Origin of the sequence: Uliginosibacterium sp. TH139 (assembly GCF_002855595.1) — a bacterium.
GTDB lineage: Bacteria > Pseudomonadota > Gammaproteobacteria > Burkholderiales > Rhodocyclaceae > Uliginosibacterium > Uliginosibacterium aquaticum.
Genome location: NZ_PKRR01000004.1, coordinates 130,789 through 153,406, shown reverse-complemented (window position 1 = coordinate 153,406; position 22,618 = coordinate 130,789). Strand labels below are relative to the sequence as shown.

The 22,618-nt window shown below is 63.9% G+C and carries 16 protein-coding genes; 8 read left to right on the top strand and 8 right to left on the bottom strand.

Annotated features, from left to right (window positions below; translation table 11 throughout):
- Nucleotide 1: 1 nt before the first annotated feature.
- The 7 genes from C0V76_RS19615 to C0V76_RS10560 all read left to right on the top strand — a co-directional run bounded on the left by C0V76_RS19615 (nt 2) and on the right by C0V76_RS10560 (nt 9,922).
- Nucleotides 2–238, top strand: a complete 237-nt coding sequence (locus C0V76_RS19615) for a hypothetical protein (RefSeq protein WP_143707399.1) — start codon at nt 2–4, stop codon at nt 236–238.
- On the top strand, nt 235–627 hold the full coding sequence (locus C0V76_RS10585) for a GtrA family protein (RefSeq protein WP_101942375.1): 393 nt from the start codon (nt 235–237) through the stop codon (nt 625–627). Before C0V76_RS19615 ends, C0V76_RS10585 begins: the two co-directional genes overlap by 4 nt.
- Entirely contained in the window at nt 624–1,595 is a 972-nt protein-coding gene (locus tag C0V76_RS10580; protein ID WP_101942374.1) for a glycosyltransferase family 2 protein, read from the top strand. Before C0V76_RS10585 ends, C0V76_RS10580 begins: the two co-directional genes overlap by 4 nt.
- A gap of 20 nt (nt 1,596–1,615) precedes the next feature.
- Nucleotides 1,616–3,370 (top strand): NPCBM/NEW2 domain-containing protein, encoded by a 1,755-nt coding sequence (locus C0V76_RS10575; protein WP_101942373.1) that lies wholly within the window; start codon nt 1,616–1,618, stop codon nt 3,368–3,370.
- Nucleotides 3,367–4,029, top strand: a complete 663-nt coding sequence (locus C0V76_RS10570) for an alpha/beta hydrolase (RefSeq protein ID WP_101942372.1) — start codon at nt 3,367–3,369, stop codon at nt 4,027–4,029. The genes C0V76_RS10575 and C0V76_RS10570 overlap by 4 nt, the downstream gene beginning before the upstream one ends.
- 161 nt (nt 4,030–4,190) lie before the next feature.
- Complete coding sequence (locus tag C0V76_RS10565; RefSeq protein WP_101942371.1) at nt 4,191–9,311, top strand: alpha-2-macroglobulin; 5,121 nt, start codon at nt 4,191–4,193, stop codon at nt 9,309–9,311.
- Between the two features lie 14 nt (nt 9,312–9,325).
- A complete protein-coding gene (locus C0V76_RS10560; protein ID WP_101942370.1) occupies nt 9,326–9,922 on the top strand; it encodes a PleD family two-component system response regulator in 597 nt (198 codons plus the stop codon).
- A gap of 209 nt (nt 9,923–10,131) precedes the next feature.
- Here C0V76_RS10560 and C0V76_RS10555 read toward each other — a convergent pair whose 3' ends face one another.
- The 5 genes from C0V76_RS10555 to imuA all read right to left on the bottom strand — a co-directional run bounded on the left by C0V76_RS10555 (nt 10,132) and on the right by imuA (nt 17,764).
- Nucleotides 10,132–11,232, bottom strand: a complete 1,101-nt coding sequence (locus C0V76_RS10555; protein ID WP_101942369.1) for a sugar kinase — start codon at nt 11,230–11,232, stop codon at nt 10,132–10,134.
- 90 nt (nt 11,233–11,322) lie between these two features.
- A complete protein-coding gene (locus tag C0V76_RS10550; protein WP_101942368.1) occupies nt 11,323–12,009 on the bottom strand; it encodes a bifunctional 4-hydroxy-2-oxoglutarate aldolase/2-dehydro-3-deoxy-phosphogluconate aldolase in 687 nt (228 codons plus the stop codon).
- Nucleotides 12,010–12,461: 452 nt separating this feature from the next.
- A complete protein-coding gene (locus C0V76_RS10545; RefSeq protein WP_305798471.1) occupies nt 12,462–15,647 on the bottom strand; it encodes an error-prone DNA polymerase in 3,186 nt (1,061 codons plus the stop codon).
- A complete protein-coding gene (locus C0V76_RS10540) occupies nt 15,644–17,074 on the bottom strand; it encodes a DNA polymerase Y family protein (protein WP_101942366.1) in 1,431 nt (476 codons plus the stop codon). Before C0V76_RS10540 ends, C0V76_RS10545 begins: the two co-directional genes overlap by 4 nt.
- Before the next feature lie 3 nt (nt 17,075–17,077).
- Nucleotides 17,078–17,764, bottom strand: a complete 687-nt coding sequence (gene imuA / locus C0V76_RS10535; RefSeq protein ID WP_101942365.1) for a translesion DNA synthesis-associated protein ImuA — start codon at nt 17,762–17,764, stop codon at nt 17,078–17,080.
- Between the two features lie 155 nt (nt 17,765–17,919).
- Between imuA and C0V76_RS10530 the strand changes: the two genes are divergently transcribed.
- Nucleotides 17,920–18,231 (top strand): YkgJ family cysteine cluster protein, encoded by a 312-nt coding sequence (locus C0V76_RS10530; protein WP_254048222.1) that lies wholly within the window; start codon nt 17,920–17,922, stop codon nt 18,229–18,231.
- A 197-nt stretch (nt 18,232–18,428) separates the two neighbouring features.
- Here the strand turns inward: C0V76_RS10530 and C0V76_RS10525 are convergent, their stop codons facing one another.
- The 3 genes from C0V76_RS10525 to C0V76_RS10515 all read right to left on the bottom strand — a co-directional run bounded on the left by C0V76_RS10525 (nt 18,429) and on the right by C0V76_RS10515 (nt 22,594).
- On the bottom strand, nt 18,429–20,528 hold the full coding sequence (locus C0V76_RS10525) for a YCF48-related protein (protein WP_158239210.1): 2,100 nt from the start codon (nt 20,526–20,528) through the stop codon (nt 18,429–18,431).
- Between the two features lie 87 nt (nt 20,529–20,615).
- Nucleotides 20,616–21,749, bottom strand: coding sequence for a pectate lyase (locus tag C0V76_RS10520; RefSeq protein ID WP_101942765.1), 1,134 nt, complete (start codon nt 21,747–21,749; stop codon nt 20,616–20,618).
- Nucleotides 21,750–21,991: 242 nt separating this feature from the next.
- On the bottom strand, nt 21,992–22,594 hold the full coding sequence (locus tag C0V76_RS10515; RefSeq protein WP_101942763.1) for a DJ-1/PfpI family protein: 603 nt from the start codon (nt 22,592–22,594) through the stop codon (nt 21,992–21,994).
- Nucleotides 22,595–22,618: the final 24 nt, after the last annotated feature.

The following is a 22,618-nucleotide window of genomic DNA, read 5'->3' as shown; positions in this document are numbered from 1 at the left end:
GATGACTCCTCCTGCTGCCAAGCAGATGGTTAGCCTGGTGACCCCAAATCACCAGGCTTTTTTTCGTCTCGGCATATTTGCAACTGTCAGAAAAAATCTTACAAAGAAGGCCTATCTGCCCCGCCGCAACACAGTGACAAGCCGTTATGATGGCAAACACTTCCCTTATGGGCAGATAAATAGGTTTTTGGCAATGCTTTCCATGCAGTTCTTCCTCTTTTCCATCGCCACACGATGACGCATCTCGGCCCCAGCTCTTTCCTGCGCTTCCTGCTGGTTGGCGGCAGTGCCACGGCGCTGCACTACCTGATCATGGCCGCCTTGCTGGCCACCAGCCTGTGCACGGCAGCAACAGCTTCGGCCACCGGCTACAGCCTGAGCACCTTCTACAACTACTGGGCCAACGCGCGCTTCACCTTCGGAGGCAGCCACCGGCACCGCGACAGTCTCCCCCGCTTTCTGCTCACCGCGGCAGCCGGTCTGGGGATCAACCAGCTGGTCCTGCTCGGTCTGATCGCGCTGGGCCTGCCTGTTGCAGCCGCTCAGATCCTGGCCACCGGCTGCGTGCTGGTCTGGAATTACGTCATCAACGCCATCTGGTCTTTCCGTTCGAGGCATCCATCATGAGTACGCCCACCATCGGCTTAGTCATTCCCTGTTACAACGAGGAGGAAGTGCTGCGCGAAACCACCCGCCGGCTGATTCCGCTTCTGGCCAGCATGCGTCAGGAAGGTCTGGTCAGCGAAGCCAGTGCAATTTTCTATGTCGATGACGGCAGCCGCGACAAGACCTGGGCCCTGATTCAGGAGCTCTCCGCCGCACACCCGGAAGTCTGCGGCATCAAGCTCTCGCGCAATCGCGGCCATCAGAACGCGCTTTTTTGTGGCCTGATGACCGCCCCAGGCGATGCCCTGATCAGCGTAGACGCAGACCTGCAGGACGATCTGGACGTCATCCCGCAGATGGTTCGCCACTACCGTGAAGGCTGTGAGATCGTCTACGGCGTGAGAAAGCGTCGCGACACCGACACCTTCTTCAAGCGCTTCACTGCCGAAGGCTATTACAAGCTGATGGCCGCGATGAAAGTCGACATCGTCTTCAATCACGCCGACTACCGCCTGCTCTCGCGTCGTGCGCTTGATTCGCTGTCCGAATACAGGGAAGTGAACCTCTTCCTGCGCGGCATGGTACGCCTGCTGGGCTACCAAAGCGCCACCGTAGAATACGACCGCGCCGAGCGTTTCGCCGGCGAGTCGAAATACCCGCTGAGCAAGATGCTGTCCTTCGCGTGGCAGGGCATCACTTCGTTCTCAACCTACCCGCTGCGACTGATCACCTCGATCGGCATCCTGATTTCCATCGTCAGCCTCGCGCTCGCCGGCTGGGGTCTGGTCATTCGCCTGTTCACCGATGAAGCCCTGCCCGGCTGGGCCTCCACCGTCATCCCGATGTACTTTCTGGGAGGCGTGCAACTGCTGAGCCTTGGCGTGATAGGCGAATACGTCGCCAAGATCTACACCGAAGCAAAGAATCGACCACGCTTTCAAGTAGACCGTCTGGAAGGCTGCGCCTTCAAGAGCAGAAAAGACACCTAACCATTATCCCGACGCCGATCATGCCGCAGCGTTCCGCCACACAATACCCGTCCGTATTCAGCCATAGCGGCGAGCGCCCTCTGGGCTTCTGGCTCATGGTCGTCACCATTGTGAACATCTTGCTGGCGAGCACGGATGGCTTCGGCAGCGACATCGCATTCTGGGTGGACTGGATCGGACAACTGCAACGCAACGGCTTCGAAAAACTGGAGGCCAACTACCCGCCTTTGTACATGCATTGGCTCTGGCTAGTCGGCAAATTCATGAGTGGCCTGCAGATCACACCGGAAGCCAATCTGCTCTTGCGCCACCTGTGCAACGCGCCCATCGTTCTTGCACACGGGCTGCTGCTGCTACTGCTGGATCGTTGCCTCAAGCGGTCCGTTGCGAATGATCTGGAGTGGAATATCGTTATCGGATTTGCCGCGCTCAACCCTGCCTTGCTCATCGACGGCCCGCTGTGGGGACAGGTCGACCTGCTGTTCTCGTTCCTGCTGGTGCTGGCGCTCTATACGCTGATTGAAGGCCGCTACCTGATCCTGAGCCTGCCCATTCTCGTGATCGCGGTGCTGACCAAGTTCCAGACTATCTGCGTCGCCCCGGTCATCTTGCCGCTCCTGTGGCATCGCCGGCACAGCCACCGCCTGTGGTTCGGAGCTGTTCCCGCACTTGGTATCGCGGTGCTCCTGCTGCTGCCCTATTTCCTTGCAGGCAGCACAGGGTCAATGTTTGATCAGACCTACCTGAAGGCGTCCAGCCTGTACCCCTATGCCACGATGAACGGGGCCAATCTCTGGTACCTGTTTGGCTTAAACATGCGACCGGACAGTCTGGTTATCTTCGACTGGGCGGCCAGCCCGGAGGGCTGGTACAGGCTATTTACGCCGAAATATCTGGGCATGGGTTTCTATGCTGCGCTTGGTCTTGTGCTGACGACCAGTTCCTTCCTTACACAACAAAAATCCACTCACTGGCGGAATGCCATCATCTCGGCCTGTGCCTTCTTCCTTCTTCTGCCGGCAATGCATGAGCGTTACATGTTCCCGGCGGCGGTCATCGCCCTGGTAGCCGCAGCCTGCAACCGGCAATTCGCAGTCCATGCCGTATGGATCAGCCTGCTGTCGGCCGCGAACATCCTTCTCCTGCTGCCTCCACGCGGAATCGCCCTCGAATACGCAGTGGCGGCGCTTACTGTGTTGTTTGTGCTCTGGATGCTGGCACCCAGACTCTGGGCCAGCATCCACTGGCGCGCCTGCTATGCGCGCATTCCGATCAGCGCCTGGCTGATTCTCGCGTTCAGCTCATGGCTGGCCACGACCGGGTTCCATGTCAATCGCGCCCTGCCAAGCCACGAGGGATGGATTGACGCCACCAGCATCAAGGGACGTATGGTGCAGCAGGAGTGGGGTGATCTGGCTTTGAACGCCGCAGTTTCCGGCAGGGCCCTGCGCGTCGGCGGAGAGAAGTTCGCAAGCGGCTTTGGCACACATGCTGCATCAAGCATCACTATTCCCGTGCCGCAGAAAGCTATCAGCTTCAGTACTCGTGCCGGCATTGATGACGCTACAGAAGGAGGCGGCTACGCCGAGTTCAGCATCCTGGCTGACAACGCACTGGTCTGGAAGAGCGGTCCCATGAGCGGCGGCAAGAGTGCAGTCAACGCTCAGGTAGATGTGCGTAACGCGAAAACCCTCACCTTAGTTACGGACGCGCTCGGAGAGAATCGCAGTGACCATGCTGACTGGATTCATCCTCGCTTCCATCTTGAGCAATGAACTTCAGACTGCGTTCGCCCGAAGTCTCCACACAGCACCCTCCATTGCTGGTCCTGCTGCATGGCAAGGGGGCCAACGAGGACGACCTGTTCGCTCTGGCACGCCATGTCGATCCGCGCTTTTTGGTCATCAGCCTGCGTGCCCCACACGAAATGGCTCCCGGCTATTACCGCTGGTACGAACGCTTTGACTCCCCTCATGGCAGCATCTTTGATGAAGAAGAGATCGAGGCCAGCCGACAGTGGCTCGTGCAGCACATAGCAGATTTGGTCACAAGCTCCGGCGCGGCCCCGCAACAAGTACACATTCTCGGATTCAGCCAGGGAGGCGCCATGGCCTTGGCTCTGGCACTCACCGAGCCACGGATGGTGCAGAGCGTCGTCAGCATTGCCGGACGCCTGCTTGCCGCTTGCACAGCGCAAGCGGCACCGGCCACGGCCATGCAGCACTTGAACCTGCTGCTTCAACACGGTAGCCAGGACGAAGTTGTGGCCTGCTCCGAATCGGTCACAGCCTGTAAGTATTTCTCGAAAAAAGGTGCGGCAGCAGACCTCAAGGAGTACGCCACAGGCCACACCATCAGCCCGGCCATGCTCAAGGATGCTCTCGACTTTCTAAGCGGCCAGCTGGATGGCGAAATCCCCAGAACGGATGCCTGATTCAACGCGCCAACGACGCTGACACGCCATCCGTCGCACGCCTGCCACTCCTGCCCTTCCGGCCCCGTTCCGCCTTTGGTCCGGATGGCAGAATTCTGCCATCACAACACAGCCCTGACCGCACGTGTAGCGATCCAGGCACGCCTCCCGGGGATTCCAGCATGACCAGGCACAAACTCCTCGCCGCAATTGCGGCCGCATTCATTGCCCTGGCTGCGATGGCCGGTTGGTGGTGGAAAACGCAGCGACCCCCTCAGATGATCGGTGGCGATGCCGTGATCGCCCAGGCTGATGGCCCCTTTGAAGCCAATACCTGCCAATCCCGCCTGTTCGAAGACCAGCCCGCCCTGGCTGTCGTGTTTTCGGAACCGGTGGCAAGCGGTCAAGCCTTCGACAAGCTGCTGCAGGTGGTGGATCTGGGCCGCATTGATGGCGCAGCAGACAGCAGCAGCGAACAAAGCTCCAATCAGGGTCCGGCACAGAACGGCAAGGCCAGCAGCAACGAGAAAATCCTCCCCGGCAGCTGGGTAATCGGCAGCAACCCGCGCGTGCTGTTCTTCCCCTACATCAAGCCACAACGTAATTACCGCATCCGCATCGCCGCCGAGTTCAAAGCCGCCGCCGGCGCCAAGCTCGTGGCAGCCAAGGAGTGTGACGTTGCCAGCGAAGAAATGCCGCCCTCCTTCTTCTTCGCCAGCAAGGGAACGGTACTGCCCGCAAAACAGAACGGCGGCCTGCCGGTGGTGACAGTGAACGTGTCGGAGGTGGACGTGCAATTTCTGCGCGTGGAACCAGCACAGATGCCGCGCTTCATCGAAACCGTTCTGGGCATACGCCATCAGGGTCCGAGCTACGATGGTGACGAAGAAGGCGAGTGCTACGACTGCTATGGCTATGAGGGCGACAACAGCAAGCTCAAGGGCCGCAGTTGGAGTTACCAGCTCGACCGCCTGCGCGAGGTGTCCAGCAGCGTGTACATGGGCCGCTTTCTGACCAGCGACAAGCCCAACGCGCGCAAGGTAACCCACCTGCCGGTCGAGACCATCAAGGAGCTGCAGGAGCCCGGCATCTACATTGCGGTGATGAGCCAGCCCGGCCGCTTCCGTGATGACTACCAGACGACCTACTTCTACGTCAGCGACATCGGCCTGCACGCACGCCGCAATGCGCAGCAGCTGGACGTATTCACCACTTCGCTGGCCAGTGGCAAAGCGCTCGGGGACATAGAAGTGGAAGTGCTCGACGCCAACGGCAAACGCGTCGCCAATGGCCGCGTTAACGGCGATGGTCACGCAGCCCTGGCCGGCGTACCGACCGATGCACGCCTGCTGCTGGCCCGCCGCGGCAAGGAAATGTCACTGGTCGCCCTGCAGGAACCCGCACTGGATCTCTCGGAGTTCGACACCGGCGGCCATCAACCCAATCGCAACAAGCTCTTCGTGTATGCCGGACGCGATCTCTACCGCCCCGGCGAGAGCTTCGAGGTCTCCATCTTGGCCCGCGATGCAGATGGCCATGTGCAGCCGCCGCAACCCTTGCAGGCCACCCTGATGCGGCCGGACGGCAAGAGCGTGCTGACCCAGAGCTGGCAGCCGGACAGCAAGCTGCCCGGCTACTTCCGCCAGCGCGTCAGCCTGCCGGCCGATGCCCAGACCGGCAGCTGGACGCTGGCCCTGCGCAGCGACCCGGCCGCGAAGGCGGCCGACAAGGTGTGGAGCTTCCAGGTCGAGGAATTCCTGCCCGAGCGCATGAAGCTTCAGCTACGCAATGATCAGCCCCTGCTGCTGGGGGACGCAGACTTCAAGGTCGCCGTACAGGGGGATTACCTCTTCGGCGCACCCGCCGCCGGCAACCGCCTGCTTGGCAGCGTGGCCACCGAGCGCGAACTCAATCCGCTCGCCGCCAAATGGCCCAACTTCATCTTCGGCGACTTCGCCGACGACAGCCGCAAACGCCGTGCCGAGCTCGACGAAAGTGCCCTCGACGAGCAGGGCAAGGCCAGCGTCGAGGTGCCCTTCGATGCCAGCGGCGCGCGCTCGCCACTCACCGTGCGTGCCAGCTTCAGCCTGCTCGAATCCGGTGGCCGCCCGGTGGTTCGCTCGATCGAGCGCACCTGGTGGCCGGCCGCCCAGCTGATCGGCGTACGCCCCGCCTTCGATCGCAACGTAGCCCGCGAGAGCAGCCCGGCCGAGTTCGAGCTGATCCGCGTCGGCACGGATGGCAAGTTCGCCCCGCTCAACGAGGCCGCATTCCGCCTCTACCGTGAAGATCGCCAATACTACTGGCGCTTTGATGACCAGAAAGGCTGGCACTCCGGCTTTACCGAAACCGAAGAGCTCGAACAGGCCGGCAAGCTGGCGCTCAAGCAGCCTGGCAAGCTTTCCCTACCGGTCGGCTATGGCCGTTATCGGCTGGAAGTAACGGACGCCAGCACCGGCATGACGATGCGCTATCGCTTCTACGCTGGCTGGGGCGCTCAGGAAGCCGAGGATCTCGGCAACCGACCGGACCGCGTCCAGCTCAAGCTTGAAGGCGCACCGGTCAAGGAAGGTGACAGCGTGAAACTCAACATCGTGCCACCACACGATGGTGAAGCCTTGGTCACGGTCGAAGCGGACAAGGTGCTGTGGAGCCGCCGCATCAGCGTCTCCGCCAGCGGCAGCAGCCTCACGATTCCGGTCGACAAGAGCTGGAGCCGCCACGACCTCTACATCTCGGTACTGGCCTTCCGCCCCGGCAGCCAGGGCGACCGCGTCACCCCGGCACGCGCGTTGGGCCTGATCCACCTGCCCCTGCAGCGTGAGGAGCGGCGCCTGAAAGTGGCCCTGACAGCACCGGCCAAGGTACTGCCCGAACAGAAGACAACGGTCAAGGTGAAGGTCGAGGGCGCCGCCGGCAAGCAGGCCATGGTCACGCTCTCGGCCGTGGATGTCGGCATCCTCAACATCACCAACTTCAAGACGCCCGCCCCCTTTGACTTCTTCTTCGGCAAGCATCGCTACGCGCCCGATCTGCTGGACCTCTACGGCAAGCTGATCGAGAAGATGGATGGCGATCGCGGCAAGCTCAAATGGGGCGGTGACGCCGGCAAGCGCGACACCCAGAGCATGCCCAAGAAGGTCAAGCTGGTGGATCTTTTCTCCGGGCCGGTGCTGCTCGATGCCAAGGGTGAAGCCAGCATCACGCTGGACATTCCGGACTTCAACGGAACCCTGCGCCTGATGGCGGTAGCCTCCACCGCCGACAACTACGGCGCCGCCGAGCGCGAAATGATCGTTGCCGCGCCCATCGTGGCCGAGCTCGCCATGCCGCGCTTCATTGCACCGGGCGATCAGGCCACCATTGCGCTGGATGTCACCAACCTTTCGGGCAGCGCTCAAGAGATCAGTATCCGCCTTTCCGCCGCCAGCCCACTGGCGATCCGCGATGGCGAACGCAAGCTGAGCCTGCGCGACAAGCAGCGCCAGACCTTGCGCTTCACTGCCGAGCCCACCGACGCCATCGGGCTCGCCCGTATCCGCCTCGAAGTAAAGGGCAGTGGTGCCAAGCCCATCAGCATCGTGCGTGAAGCCGCCCTGCAGGTGCAGCCTCCGTTGCCGCTGATGCGCGAAGTACGGCGCGCGAAGATCGAGCCGGACGGCAACTTCAAGCTCGACCCGGCTCTGGTCGAGAAGTATTTCCGCGGCTCCAGCACGCTTTCGATCACCGTCTCAGCCAAGCCGCCGCTGAACGTGAACAGCATCGTCAAGGGTCTGCTGAACTACCCCTACGGCTGCCTTGAGCAAACGACCAGTGCGGCCTATCCACATGTCTTCATCGACGAAGTGGCAGGCAAGGCTTTTGGCATCGAGCCGCGCAGCCGTGAAGAGCGCGCCCGTTTCATCGAGGGCGCCATCGGCCGCATCGCCGGCATGCAGGGCGCCAAGGGCGGCTTCAACCTGTGGGGCAGCGGGCCTTACGAAACCTGGCTCACCGCCTATGTCAGCGGCTTCCTGCTGGACGCCCGCGCTCAGGGCTTCACGGTGCCCGACGCGATGCTCAAGAACGCGCAGGACTGGATGCTCACCACCCTGCAAAGCGCACCGAACAACTTCCCGAGCCTGCCTGCCACGCTCAAGCCGGACGAGAACGGCCGCTACAAGCATCAGGACTACGAGCTCTTGCGCAACAGCCACCAGCGCTTTGCCGAAATGGCACATCTAGCCTACATGCTGGCACGTGAGCAGAAAGCGCCGCTGGCCACCCTGCGCATCCTGCACGACCAGTACCGCGATCGCGCCAAGTCCCCCCTGCCCCTGATCCACCTTGCGCTGGCCCTGCAGCAGATGGGTGACGCCGCAAGGGCCAAGGTGGCGCTGGATGAAGCCGTGAATCGCCGCTACGGCATCCAGCCCGAGAACTACAGCCCCTGGCTCGGCGACTATGGCAGTCGTAGCCGCGACCTGGCTCTGAGCTACGCCCTGCTGGTTCGCCATAAAGTAGCCCATCCACGTCGCGAAAACCTGCTCTTCGATCTTGCCGACAGCCTTGGCGGCCGTTCTTATTTGTCGACGCAGGAACGCCTCGCGCTATTCCTCGCTGCCCAGTCCCAGGGCACGGCGGAAGGCAGTGGCGAATGGACGGCGCTGCTCAGGCAAGGCGAGCGCACGGACACCCTCAGCTCGAAGCGCGACGAGATGCGCAGCCTGGATATCGCCGCGCTGGCCAAAGGCATTGCGATCGAGAACAAGGGCAGCGCACCACTCTTCATCGAAATCGAGGCCGCCGGCTATCCGCTCAAGCCGCCCGCTCCGAAGGACGACCAGATCAAGCTCAGCCGTGAGTGGTTCAATACCGACGGGAGCGCCTGGAAGGGTGGCCCGCTGCGCACCGGTGACATGCTCATCGCGCGGATCACCGCCACGGCCTGGCAGACGATCGAGGACGGCATGATCATCGACCACATTCCGGCCGGGCTGGAAATAGAGAACCTGAACCTGTCACAAGGGCCACAGGCTTCCGAGTTCAGCGTGGGCGGCGTGAACGTGGCCGAGGCCATGAGCGACGAGCGCATCCGTCACCGCGAGTTCCGCGATGACCGCTTCGTCGCCGCCGTGAAGCTGGGCGCCAACAAGCTGACGCTCTTCTACCTGTTGCGCGTGGTGACACCGGGCACTTACGGTGTCCCCACAAGCTTCGCTGAAGACATGTACCGCCCCGAGCTGCGCGGGGTGGGCAACAGTTCTCCGGTCATCCGGGTTATCGACCCGAAGACCGCGGACAAGACACCGACTGCAGACTGAAACGGAACACCACCATGGGCATTCTCGACACCCTCAAATCCATCCTAGCCAAAACTCCGGCACCAGCTTCGCCGGATGCCGAAAGCAACACCGCCGGCGCCGAGATCCTGCCACTGCCACTGGAGCGCCGCACCCGCCCGCGCGTGAATGCCCGTGACGGTACAAAAGTGCTGATCATTGATGACTCACCGACCATCGTTGCCGTGTTCCGCAAGATCCTGCGCACCGCTGGCTACGTGGTGCTGGAGGCTCTGGATGCCGAACAAGGCCTAGATATCGCACGCAGGGACAAACCGGAACTGATCTTTCTGGATATTGTGCTGCCTGGCATGAACGGCTTCGCCGCCTTGCGCCACCTGCGGCGTGACCCGCTCACACGCGAGATTCCGGTGATCATGATCAGTGGCAACGAGCAGGCCACCGAGCAGTTTTTCGGTACCCGCATCGGCGCCGACGACTTCATGAAGAAGCCCTTCTCACGCTACGAAGTTTTTGCCCGCATCGAGCGCCTGCTCGACGCTGAGCTGATCCCACGCCGAGTCTCCGCCCCGCCCTCGCGCGAGGCAATGCTGGCCCCGGTCGAGAACCTGCTCCAGCAACAGGCGCTCTGAGTCTCCTACCTGTAAGAACAAGCCCGCAGCGAAAACGCTGCGGGCTTTTTTGTGTCACTCGTACAAGGCCCGAAAAGCAAAAAGCCCGCAGGCTTGCGACCTGCGGGCTTTTTATTTTCTCTACTCAAGCAACAGATTTGTGCTGGGCGCGTAGTGAGCGGGGTCGAGCTGATACAAGCCTTTCCCGCGCACTAACACCCTGCGCAAATTTAGCGAATGACGCGAGCGCCCTTGCCCTTCATTGCAGCTTCAACTTCTTCCACGCGCACCATGGAGGTGTCACCCGGGGTCGACATGGCCAGCGCACCGTGAGCTGCGCCGTACTCGACGGCCAGTTGCGGGCCCTTGCCTTCCAGGAAGCCATAGGCCAGACCGGAAGCGAAACCGTCACCACCGCCAACGCGGTCATAGATTTCCAGGTTGTCGCGCTTCATCGATTCGTAGATCTTGCCGTCGTACCAGACCAGCGCAGACCAATCATTGACCGAAGCGGTCTTGGCGTTACGCAGAGTGGTAGCCGCCACCTTGAAGTTCGGGAAGGCCTTAACAGCGGTCTCGATCATCTTCTTGAAACCGTCAGTTTCGATGTTGGTCAGGTGCTCGTCGGCGCCTTCCACTTCGAAGCCCAGGCAGGCGGTGAAGTCTTCTTCGTTACCGATCATCACGTCGCAGTACTTGGCGATTTCGCGGTTAATCTTCTGAGCGCCTTCCTTACCACCCTGGCTCTTCCACAGGGAAGCGCGGTAGTTCAGGTCATAAGCCACGACGGTGCCGTACTTCTGGGCGACTTCCACGGCTTCCAGCACGGCTTCAGCGGTGTTGGAGGCCAGCGCAGCGAAAATGCCGCCGGTCTGGAACCAGCGCACGCCTTCTTCACCGAACAGCTTTTCCCAGTTCACTTCACCCGGCTTGATCTGCGAAGCGGCAGAGTGGCCACGGTCGGAGCAACCCAGTGCCGGACGGGGGCCAAAGCCCTTCTCGGTGAAGTTGAGGCCAACGCGGGTGTTACGACCCAGACCGTCGAAATCGCGCCAGATGACGTGGGACATATCCACGCCGCCCTGCATGATGAAGTCTTCAACCAGCCAGCCCAGATCGTTCTTCGGCAGAGCGGTGACGACAGCGGCGCGCTTGCCCCAGCACTTGCGCATGGCGCGAGCAACGTTGTACTCACCGCCGCCTTCCCACACCTGGAAGGTACGCGAATTGCGAACGCGGCCGAAGCCCGGGTCGAAACGCAGCATGACTTCACCGAAGGACACGCAGTCCCACTTGGTCTCGGCGGCGGATTTGATGATCAGTTCAGACATTTTCTAATCCTGTGGATGTGGATGGAGTCGATTTCTTGAACTGCGGGCCGCACAGCTTGCGCTGAGCGGCCCGGCAGGATTCAAACTTGATTACTTAGCAGCCAGTTCGGCCTTGATGGTCTTGACCAGCTGAACGGTCTTGCGAACGTTTTCTTCGATGCCCTTGTAATCCTTGGCGTCGAGCAGCTTCTTGGTGATCAGGTTGCTACCGATACCGCAAGCTACGATGCCGGCGCCATACCACTTGCGCAGGGACTCTTCGGTCGGCTCGACACCGCCGGTGGGCATGATGCGCGTCCAGGGCATCGGGCCCATGACGCTCTTGACGAACTCGGGGCCGCCCACGGAGGAACCCGGGAACACCTTGACGATTTCGCAGCCCAGCTCTTGTGCGTCACCGATTTCGGTGGCGGAGCCACAGCCGGGGCTGTAGGGGATGCCGCGACGGTTACAGACCTTGGCCACATCGGCGTTCAGCAGCGGGCCGACGATGAACTTGGCGCCGTTGGCGATGTAGATGCCAGCGGTGGGGGCTTCAACGATGGAGCCCACGCCCATGATCACGGACGGGTCAGCCTTGGCGAAATACTTGGTGACTTCAAAGAACACGTGCGAAGCGAAATCGCCGCGGTTGGTGAACTCGATGCACTTGGCGCCACCGTTGGCACAAGCCTGGATCACGCTCTTGCAAACTTCGACGTCCGGATCGTAGAACACCGGAATCACAGCCTGGTCCATCATCGCGGCCAGAACGGCCATACGGTCTTTTGCAGCCATTGCAAATCTCCTGAGAAATTATGAAAACGCCGCAGAGGGATGGCGGCGCGTGGTCCAGCTAGCCGGCGATTTTCCCGCAATAGCGGCCAACTATCAAGGTAAAGGCTGGCCGCAAAGGGGGAATCTTCCCGGGTAAACCCGAAAAAAGCCGTCGGATCATGCCACGCAGGGCGTGACGGACGTTTGACACAGTGCAAGCGGGGTGGAATGCCGCAATGCAACATCCACTCAGAAGCTGTTCACGATCTGTAGCGAGAAGCCGTCAGCAGGAACGAGGCAGGGTTTAGCAGAGCCTGCTCTGCGCTGCCGCAGCCTGTTTGCTGTGCAAAGCAAACCGTGGGGAAGCACCGCACAGGAACCGGAGTTTATGTTGGTCAATGAGGATGCCGAGCAGCGCATGAGCCCTCTCAGTTATCAATGGGCGGCCTCGCAGTCAGATCGCGAGCAATTTCTCAGTGAAAATCCCGGCTCACCGTATCCAGCCGCCCCAGCCAGAGGGAAAGATCCACCAGGCGCTGGGCGATCAGATGCACCACCCCGCTTTCCACCTGCAACTGGCCATACACGCCCAGCATACGTGCGCCAAGCAGCTCGCGGCGCTGGCGCTCGGCCAGTGCCGAGTGGACGATCACGTTCACCATGCCGCTCTCGTCCTCCAGGGTCACAAACACGCTCTTGGACGATCCCGGCCGCTGGCGGCTGATGACGATGCCAGCCGCACGAGCCAGCGCCCGGTCGCCAGCCCGGCGAATGGCCGCGGCGCTGAGGAAGCGGCGCGCGGCCAGCCGCTCACGCAAGAGACTCAGGGGATGCGGGCGCAGGCTCATGCCGAGGCTGGCGTAATCAGCCACCAGCTCCTCACCCAGCGTCGGTGCCGCCAGCCGCACGGCGGCCTCGGGTGCGGCCTGTTGCGCGAACAGATCGCCCTGCCCCTGCCGGCTCGCCGCCACAGGCGCGCGCAGCACCCCGCTGACCTGCCAGGTCGCCTGGCGTCGATGTCCGACCAGCGAACGCAAGGCATCTGCTTCGGCAAGCCGGCGCAGCACGGTACTCTCCAACCCGGCCCGCGCGGCCAGATCCTGCACATCGCTGAACGGTGCCTGCGCCCGCGCGGCCACGACGGCCTCCGCCGCCTCGGCGGAAAGGCCATTTACCTGCAGCAAGCCGAGCCGCACCTGCGGCCTTCGGCCCTCGCGCGGCAACAAGCTGCAGCACAATTCGCTCGCCTGCACATCGGCCGGCAACACCTCCACGCCGTGCCGGCGCGCGTCCTGCAGCAACTGCGCCGGCGCGTAGAAGCCCATCGGCTGGCTATCGAGCAGCGCGCACAGGAAAGCCTCCGGCTCATGACATTTGAGCCAGGCCGACACATAAGCCAACAGCGCAAAACTCGCCGCGTGCGACTCAGGAAAGCCGTACTCGCCAAAGCCCTCAATCTGCCGGCACAGCGCCTCGGCGAACGCGCTCAGCCCCTTGGCGGCCATGCCGGCGCGCAGCTTGTCCTTGAAACGCTCCAGATGCCCTTTCTGTTTCCACGAGGCCATGGCGCGGCGCAGCTGATCCGCCTCGCCCGGCGTGAAGCCGGCCGCTACCACGGCGAGCTGCATCACCTGTTCCTGAAAGATCGGCACGCCCCAGGTGCGCGCCAGCACCGCATCCACCTCGGGGCTGATCTGCTGCACCGGCCTCTTCTCGGCGTGGCCCTTGAGAAAGGGATGAACCATGCCGCCCTGGATCGGACCCGGCCGCACGATCGCCACCTGCACCACCAGATCGTAGAACTCGCGCGGCCGCAGGCGCGGCAGCATGCTCATCTGCGCACGCGACTCGATCTGGAATACGCCGATGGTGTCAGCCCGGCAGATCATGTCGAAAGTAGCCGCATCCTTGGGCGGGATGTCGTTCATCGTCAGCCGGCGGCCATGGCGTGCCGACACGAGTTCGAGCGTCTTGCGAATCACGCTGAGCATGCCCAGCGCCAGCACATCAACCTTCAGGAGCCCCAGCGCTTCGAGGTCATCCTTGTCCCACTGGATCACCGAGCGCTCCGCCATGGCTGCGTTCTCTACCGGCACCAGGCGCGCCAACGGCCCCTGCGAGATCACAAAGCCGCCCACATGCTGCGAGAGGTGGCGCGGAAAACCGTGGATCGCCTCGGCCAGCGCTAGCCATTTCTGCACCCGCGGGCTCTCTGCCCGCATGCCGATGGCAGCGAGCCGCTCCGGCAGCGTTTCGCGCGCATCCCACCAAGCCAGCGAGGCGCTCAGCGCGGTGATCTGCTCTTCGCCAAAGCCCAGCGCCAGGCCCACGTCGCGCAGCGCACTCCTGCGCCGATAGCGGATTACCGTAGCAGCGAGCGCGGCGCGATTGCGACCGTACTTGGCGTAGATGTACTGGATGACTTCCTCGCGCCGCTCATGCTCGAAGTCGACATCAATGTCCGGCGGCTCATCGCGCTCGCGCGACAGGAAACGCTCGAAAAGCAGGCTGGCGCGCATCGGATCCACCGCCGTGATGCCCAAGGCATAGCACACCACCGAATTGGCGGCCGAGCCACGCCCCTGGCACAAGATGCCCTGGCTGCGCGCAAACAGCACGATGTCGTAGACGGTCAGGAAGAAGGCCTCGTAAGCCTTCTCGCCGATCAGAGCGAGTTCTTTCTCCACATCGGCGCGCACCTTGTCCGGAATGCCATCCGGATAGCGCCGCAGCAGACCGGCCTCGGTTTCCTGGCGCAGATAGCTCGCCAGCGTATGGCCCGGCGGCACGATCTCGTCCGGATATTCATAGCGCAACTCGCCCAGCTCGAAATTGCACAAGGCCGCCACGCGCAGGGTTTCGGCCAGCAGCGCAGGTGGATACAAGCGCGCCAGGCGCATCCGGGTGCGCAGATGGCGTTCGCCGTTCGGGAACAGGGCCAGCCCGGCCTCAAACAGAGTGCTGCGCAGGCGGATCGCGGTCAGCGTGTCCTGCAGCGGACGGCGCCCGCGCACATGCATGTGCACATCGCCCGTAGCCACCAGCGGCAGATCACAGGCCGCGCCAATGGTCTGCAAACGGGCCAGCCGGGCCGCGTCATCCGCGCCGCACAGCAGCTCGGCGGCAACCCACAGACGCCCCGGAAAACGCCCGGCCAGCCAGCGCGCATCGGCCTCCTCAGGCGAATCGCCCGGCAGCCACAGCGCAAGGCAATCCGGCACGGCGCCGTGCGGCGTCAGCCCAGCCAGATCGCCGCGCGTCAGGTGATAAGCCCCCTTCTCGGCACGCCGCCGTGCCAGCGTGATCAGCGCGCCCAGATTGCCGTAGCCCTCGCGGTTCTGCGCCAGCAGCACCAGGCGCAAGCCACAGGTGAGACGGAATTCGCTGCCCACGACCAGCTTCGGCATCGGCAGCAGCACGGGTGGCGCGGGCAAGCCCGCCTCCGCCGCTTCCCGCGCCACCCGTGCATCCTCTGCCCGCAGCTCGCGCATCGCCTGCCAGGCCTGCACCACGCCGGCCAGCGAACACTCGTCCGTAATCGCCAGCGCCACATAGCCCCGCGCCCGTGCCTGCGCCACCAGCTCGGCCGGATGCGAGGCACCGCGCAGGAAGCTGAAGTTCGTCAGGCAGTGCAGCTCGGCGTAATCCGGCAGCTTCACGCAAACACCCCGTGCAGCCACCAGCCCTGTGCGTCGCGGAACACCCACAGCCATTCGCCGCGCGGGTTGCTGGCGACGAAATAGTCCCGCGTCACATCGCCCTTGTCGCCTTGCCCGGCATCAGACCACCAGCCGCTTTCGATGCGCTCCGGGCCGGCCAGACGCAGAATCGCACCCTCGTGCTGCGGCACCCCGGCGCGCTCGCCCAGCGCCTGCGGCTGCGGCAACAGCCACAGCGGTCGCGCACTTGCCGCCGGCGAGGCTGCATCGCTGGCCTGCGCCTCGGGCACCGCGCGGCTGGCGCATTCCGGGCGGTGATCAGCCACACAGGCCAGACCATGTACGGCCGCCTCGCCCAGCCTTGCGCGTAAGCGCTCGATCACCGGCGCCAGCGCCTGCGCGGCCTCCTGCCCGAAGAGCCCCAGACTGCGCCCGGCCAGCGCCTGTGCCTGATCCGCCAACAGTTGCACGCGCCACACCGGCGCGCTCAGGCGGTAGTGCTCCAGCCGCTCGCGCAGCACCCGCTCGAAGCGCGCCAGATCGGCCGTGGGCTCGGCGAAATTCAGCGCCAGCACGCTGGCGGGCAAGCTGTCTTCGTGCTCCAGCAGGATCCGGCAAGTGCTCAGGCCCGATGCCCGGGCAGCGAGCCAGCCGGCCAGTGCAGCGAGCAGGCGGCGCAAGGCAAACAACAACATGCTCGCCTCGCTGACCTTGGCCGGCAACTCCAGGCGCTCGGCAAAAACTTCAGGAAAAACGAAGGCCTCACGTGGGTCTGGCCGCTCGCCCAGCGCCTGCGCCAGTTGCAGCGGCAGACCCGCACCGAAACGACGCTGCAGACCCGCCGCCGGCAAGGCCAGCAGATCGCCCAGACTGCGCACGCCCAGTGCCGCCAAAGTACGCTGCTGCGCCTGCGTGAAACCGTCGATGACCTGTACCGGCAGCGGCCCCAGCGCCGCCGGCAATTCGTCGGCGCCAAGGCATGGCGCTTCCACGCCGGCCCGCGCCAGCCACTGCGCTGCGAGCGGCGTGGGCGCCAGCCCCTGCAGCGCAAAACTGCCCTGCTCCACCAGCCCGGCCCGTACCCGTTCGCGCAAGGCCGGCAAGCCACCGAAGAGGCGCAGGCAGCCACCAATCTCCAGCAGCAATTCATCCTCCGCCGCCAGGCTCACCTGCGGCGTAAAGGCCTCGCTCCAGCACGCCAGCATATGCAGCCACGCCGCTTCGCGCGCCGGCTGGCGCTCATGCACCTGCAGGCCAGGCGCCAGCGCAAGTGCCGAGGCGAGACGCAGACCGGGCTGGATGCCGGCTGCCTGAGCGGCCTCGTTGACTGCCTGTACCCGCTGCAGCGCCACGACCACGGCAGGTTCAGACTCGGGAGGGAAGACCTCCAGCGCGAGGCAGGGGAAACGCAGACACAACCACAGCATGGCTCACACCCGCACCCGTTGCGGCCGCAATGAAATCGGCTCGGCCTGCGGCACCGGACGCGGCGCCACCGGGCGGGGCACCGAAAGCAGCAGAGGCTTGGTACACGGCGGGCCGCGCCGCTTCAGCAGATCGATCTGCAGCCCCTGCGGCGCGGCACTCAGGGTCAGGCGCAGTGGTGCCGGCGAAGCTGTGCGCGCCAGCGCCGGCGGGCGGAAAACGAAGGCCGGCGCACGATGCCCCTCGGCCGCCAGTTGCAGGCGACGCAAGCTGCGCGCATCGACCTGAGCCGGTAACCACAGCAGCAGCGCACCCAGCGCGCCGCTGGCCAGCAAGGCCTCGGCGGCCCAGGCGGCCTCGCGCCCGCTTGCCTCCACCAGCAGCAAGCGCTCCAGCGGCAGCGCCGCCGCCCAGGCCGGAGCATGCGGCAGCCAGGGGGGCGCCACCAGCGCCACCGGCGCGTCCTCGGCACAGCTGCGCAAAGCCGGCTGCAGAAGGGCCAGCTCGCCAATGCCACGCTGCGCTGGCAACAACTCGGTGAGCGCGCCGCGCGGCCAGCCCCCGCCTGGAAGTTCGGCATCCAGCGCTGCGAAGCCGCTGGCCACTTCGCCGGCCTCGTTGGGCGCAAAGCGATCTCCCCGCCAGACATCGGGGCGCAGCAGGACTTCATCGAGCGGAACGGGCATGGACATGGCGACAAATCCCGCCCTCACAAAGACGGCGGCGGCAGACAGGCGAAGGACGAGTAACTGTAATTTTATACAGTAAACAGCCTTGCGCCAGCCCTTTCTGAGTTTCACCCGCCACAGCGCGGCGGCGACTCGCCTTGCGTGGGACAATGCCGGCCATGAATGCCACGCCGGAAATCACTTGCGCCACCTGCCGGGCCTGCTGTTGCCAGCTCGAAGTCATCCTGATGGGCGATGACAACGTGCCGCGCCACCTGACCCATGAAGACGAATGGGGGGGCGAAGTGATGCGCCGGCTGGAGGATGGCTGGTGCGTGGCGCTCGACCGCGACACGCTGCTGTGCACGATCTACGAACGCCGCCCGGATGTGTGCCGCGAATACGAAATGGGCGGACTGGCTTGCCGCGAGGAGCGTGCCCATCTGGATACGCCTCCCAGGACCGAACACCCCCTACGCGGGCCCTTCTGAGCACCCGCTCATGCCCCAGCGTTTTCATGCCGCCAGGGATGAGACGACAGATCGCCCCGCAGCGCTCAGAGGCTGTTCATGATCTTACTGCGAGGCCGTGATCGGGGCTCATGCGCTCATTTATCGACATAAACTCCGGTCCCTGCGCTGCTCTTCACCCCGCTGGCGGCCTCTCGCTACAGATCGTGAACAGCCTCTCAGGGTTCGATCCGGAGCAGTCGGTCACCATAGACCAGCAGCCCCTCCCCGCCCGGCAATTCGAATACGCCCTTCAGGTGCGCGGCCGTCGAAGTCGGAATCCGGCGCCAGCCCAAACCTGCATCCGCCGAGCTCAAGAGCACGCCGCCCCGCCCCGGCACATGGATTGCGCCCCTGCGATCCAGCACAGGCTGGCGCAAGGCCTGATCGGTTCCGCTGGGGATTTGTGTCCAGGTGATACCACGATCGGCCGAGCGCAACAGCGTGCCCTGATCCCCACTCACGATCAGCAGGTCACAGGCACGATCGTGGAGGATGTAACGCAACGCAGCCGGGCTGACTGAAGCCAGCGCCTGCCAGCTGACGCCCGCATCAGCCGAGCGCAACAGCCGGCCATCGGCGCCTGCGGCGAGGAAAAAACCTTCGCCCTCACGCCCCGGCGGGCCGGCCACGAAAGCCACGGCAAAGAGTGATGTGCTCACCCCACTGTCCCCTGCCTGCCAATGCTGGCCCCCATCGCGGCTGAACTGGATGCTGCCGGCACGCCCCACGGCCACCCAACTGCGATCCAGCGCGGAGGCCGCCACGTCGTACAAATGTGGTTCGGTGCGCGCGTCCGTCGCCTGCCAGCTGCGCCCGCCATCGGCCGAGCGCATCACCGTGCCGGGGCTGGCCAGCGCTAGCAGGCTGCCATCCTGTGGATGGGCCAGCAGCTTCTGGAAAGAGCCGCGTGCTGCACTATTGATGGCCAACACCGACAGCCAATCGCGGCCATCACCCTCGGCACGGATCAGGCTGCCCGGAGGCCCACCAGCGATCAGCGCACCGGAAGCCGGGTCCCTCGCCATGCTCAGCAGATAGACATCCAGCCCCAGCCCCAGCGGCAAGGGCTGCCAGCTGCGCCCATCGTCTTCCGAACGGATGACCCAGCCTTGCGGGCCAACCCCCACCAGGGCACGGCCATCAGCCGAGCGCTGCACATCGTGCACATACATGCGCAGCGGCGGCTGCAGTTCCTGCCAGCTGGCCCCGGCATCTGCCGAGCGCAGCACAGCGCCAAATTCGCCCAGCCCGATCAGGATCTGATCCGCCACCAGAATATGGTTCAGGCGATCACGGGTCGGCAACATCACCTGCTGCCAGCTGACGCCGCCATCCTCCGAGCGGCGCAGCGCGCCCGCCTCACCGCTTGCCAGCAAGGCGCCATTGACCGGCACATACACCAGATGATTGATATAGAGCCCGGCACCGGTCGCCGCCTGTTGCCAGCTGCGGCCCGCATCGTCCGAGCGCAACACGCTGCCTGACGCCGTGGCTATCAGCAGACGCTTGCGGACGGGATCCCAGGCAAAGCCGGAAAGATAGTCGGTGACACCACTCCGGGCCTGCGCCCAGCGACGGCCCCCATCACGGCTCAGCAGCACGCTGCCATCGGCCAGCAGGGCCAGGGTAGTGCGCAAGGCCGGCACATGCTGCAGGCTCACCACCGCCGCCTGACCTCCCCCCCGCACCAGCAGCCAGTTCAGGCCATCATCTACCGAGCGCAGCAGCACTCCGTTCTCGCCCCCTGCGAGATAGCTGCCCTCCGGCAGGACCAGCACCTCACCGAGCTTTTCCGGCCGAGGCAAAGGCAGACGCTGCCAGTGGAGGCCACCATCGGCAGAACGGATCGCCCCGCCCTCGCCCACCGCGATCCAGCTTCCGGTACGGGGCGATTGCGCGAGGGCACGCATGCGCGCCGGCAGCGCCACCGCTTGCAAGGCCCAGCTGCGGCCATCATCCGTCGAGCGCAACATGCCACTGGCCGCACCCGCCGCGATCAGGGTTGCAGAAGCCTTGTCCTGCGCGATCCTGACGATAGCCTCGCTCAGTGGCGGGCGCTGCGCAGCCTGCCAGTGCTGACCACCATCGGCACTGCGCAGGAGGCTGCCATCGCTGCCGGCAATCAGCAGGCTGCCACTCCGCACCAGCGGCAAGCCGGTGAACAAGGACGGATTGAGCACCGGGCGACTGTTGAAGACGGCTTCGGCCTGCGCAATGCCAGGCGCCAGCAAACAGCCCATCAACATGGCCAGTACACCACGCAAACAGATCATCAAGCCTTCCCCTCAAAGAAAAACCCCCGTCTCACATGAGCCGGGGGTTGTCTGCAAACGGGTGAGCGGATCACCCGCACGCGGCAAGGCTCAGTAGGAGGTCACATCGGTCTTGGAGACATCGCAGGAAGCGCTGTTCCACTCTTCACCGATGCTTGAGGACGAACCATTGCCCTTCTGCACCCCCACATAGGTCACGCACACCTTCGGGCTGCCGACCTTGTAGCCCTTGATCTGGACGTTGCGCAGCGTGGCCTTGTCGCCATAGTTGCTGTTCACCCCGATCACGGTGGAGACCTTCTCCATCTTCACGTTGTTGATGTTGAAGAAACGCGGGCCACCGTTGTCGGTGCAATCACCGCAGGCGCGCGACAGCTTGCCGATCGAACCGGTAGTGGTGAAGTTATCCACGTTCAGCGTCGAGTTGATGCCATTGTTCTGGAACACCTTGTCGCTCGCATTGGCCGCACTGCCCCCCTTGATGTTCATCACGGTGCCCTTCTGACCGTTGCCGATCGAAGCTGCATCCTCACACACCGCTTCCCACACCACATTCTCGAGGTTGCAGGTACCGCCCTGAACGTTGGTGCCACGGCCATTGCCCAGGCTGCCCCAACCGCAGTGAATACCGTCCGAGCCGCCGCCCGCCGGGATCACCACATTCTTCAGGGTGGCGTTGATCACGGTCATCACCGCCGGCTGAGTCTCACTACTGCCGGCACAGGCGAGGCCGATGCGCTTGCCGCCGCAATCCAGGGTGGTGTTGTAGACCAGCGCCCCCGGCTCACAGACGTTGACCGGGCCGGTCCAGCCCGGGATCGGCACCGAAGCGTTGCTCGAAGTGGCGGAACTGGCCGCCGACGAAGCGACGCTGGACTTGCTCGAAGCGGCCGAAGAGGCCGCACTGGAAGCGACAGAGGAGCTGGCTGACGAAGCTGCGCTCGACTTGCTCGAACTGGAGGCGGAGCCGGAGGGCACCGAGCACTCATTCACGCCACCCGCAATACGGCCGCCAAAAGTGGCCTCGTTACACGCGAAACTGCCGCTGATGGATTTGTAGAAGAACTTGTCCGCGCGGCCGAAAGCCACGTTTGTCGTCGCGTCCACGGAACAGGTTTTGCCCTCGGAACAGATCGTGACATAGCCGCTCGGGCGATTGGCGGCCGAAGCCGTACCGATGAGCGCAAAGGCCGCGAAGCCCAGCGCAAGTTTTGAAACGTGCATGGATTGTCTCCTGAAGAAATGCGGAAGCTGATGCTCAGTCTTGTTGTGCTGCGCCACTTCGCCCTCCACTTCGTTCCCGGAGAAAAAGCGGCCCTGCATCCTAGCAAGGCAGATCAGCCTGTCAGCCGCAGTTCGTCGGGAGCCAACAGGTTCATAAGCACCACTGGTCGGGCAAAGCCTTTCCACACGAAGGTGTTACCGAGAACCATACCCATACGGGTTATCCGGTAAAACCCGAAGACTCAGTTTTGAGACCAATCCACCTCCATCTGCCGCGCCGTCGCCAGGGCCAGCTCACGCCCTGCCAGGCGCTCGACCAGATGCAGGCTCATGTCGATACCCGCCGAAATGCCGGCTGAAGTCACCACCCGCCCCTGATCCACCCAGCGCCGCCCTTCCAGTACCTGCAGCGCCGGGAACATCGCACGCAAATCAGGTACATCCTCCCAGTGCGTCGTCGCCTGCAAACCTTCAAGCAAGCCGGCCTGGGCAAGCAGGAAGGCCCCGGTACACACCGAGGCAGTAATCCGGGTCATGGCATGGTTGCGCTGGATCCATTCAGTGAGGCCGGGGCGCTCCAGCTCCTGCGTCACCACGCCGCCGGGCACGATCAGAAGGTCCAGCGGCGGATGGGTGTCGAACCCAAAATCCGCCTTCACTTCCATGCCGGCCCGCGCTCGCACCAGGCCCGGCGTGGCCGCCACCGTGAAAACCCGGAACAACTCTTCAGCCTCCGGCACACGGCGCTTGTGCACGCGGCTGGCCGTCGTGAACACTTCATATGGCCCGGCGAAGTCCAGCACTTCAGCGTCCGGAAACAGGTAGATGGCAACGGCAAGAGTCATGGCGTGATGCAAGGAAGAGGCGAA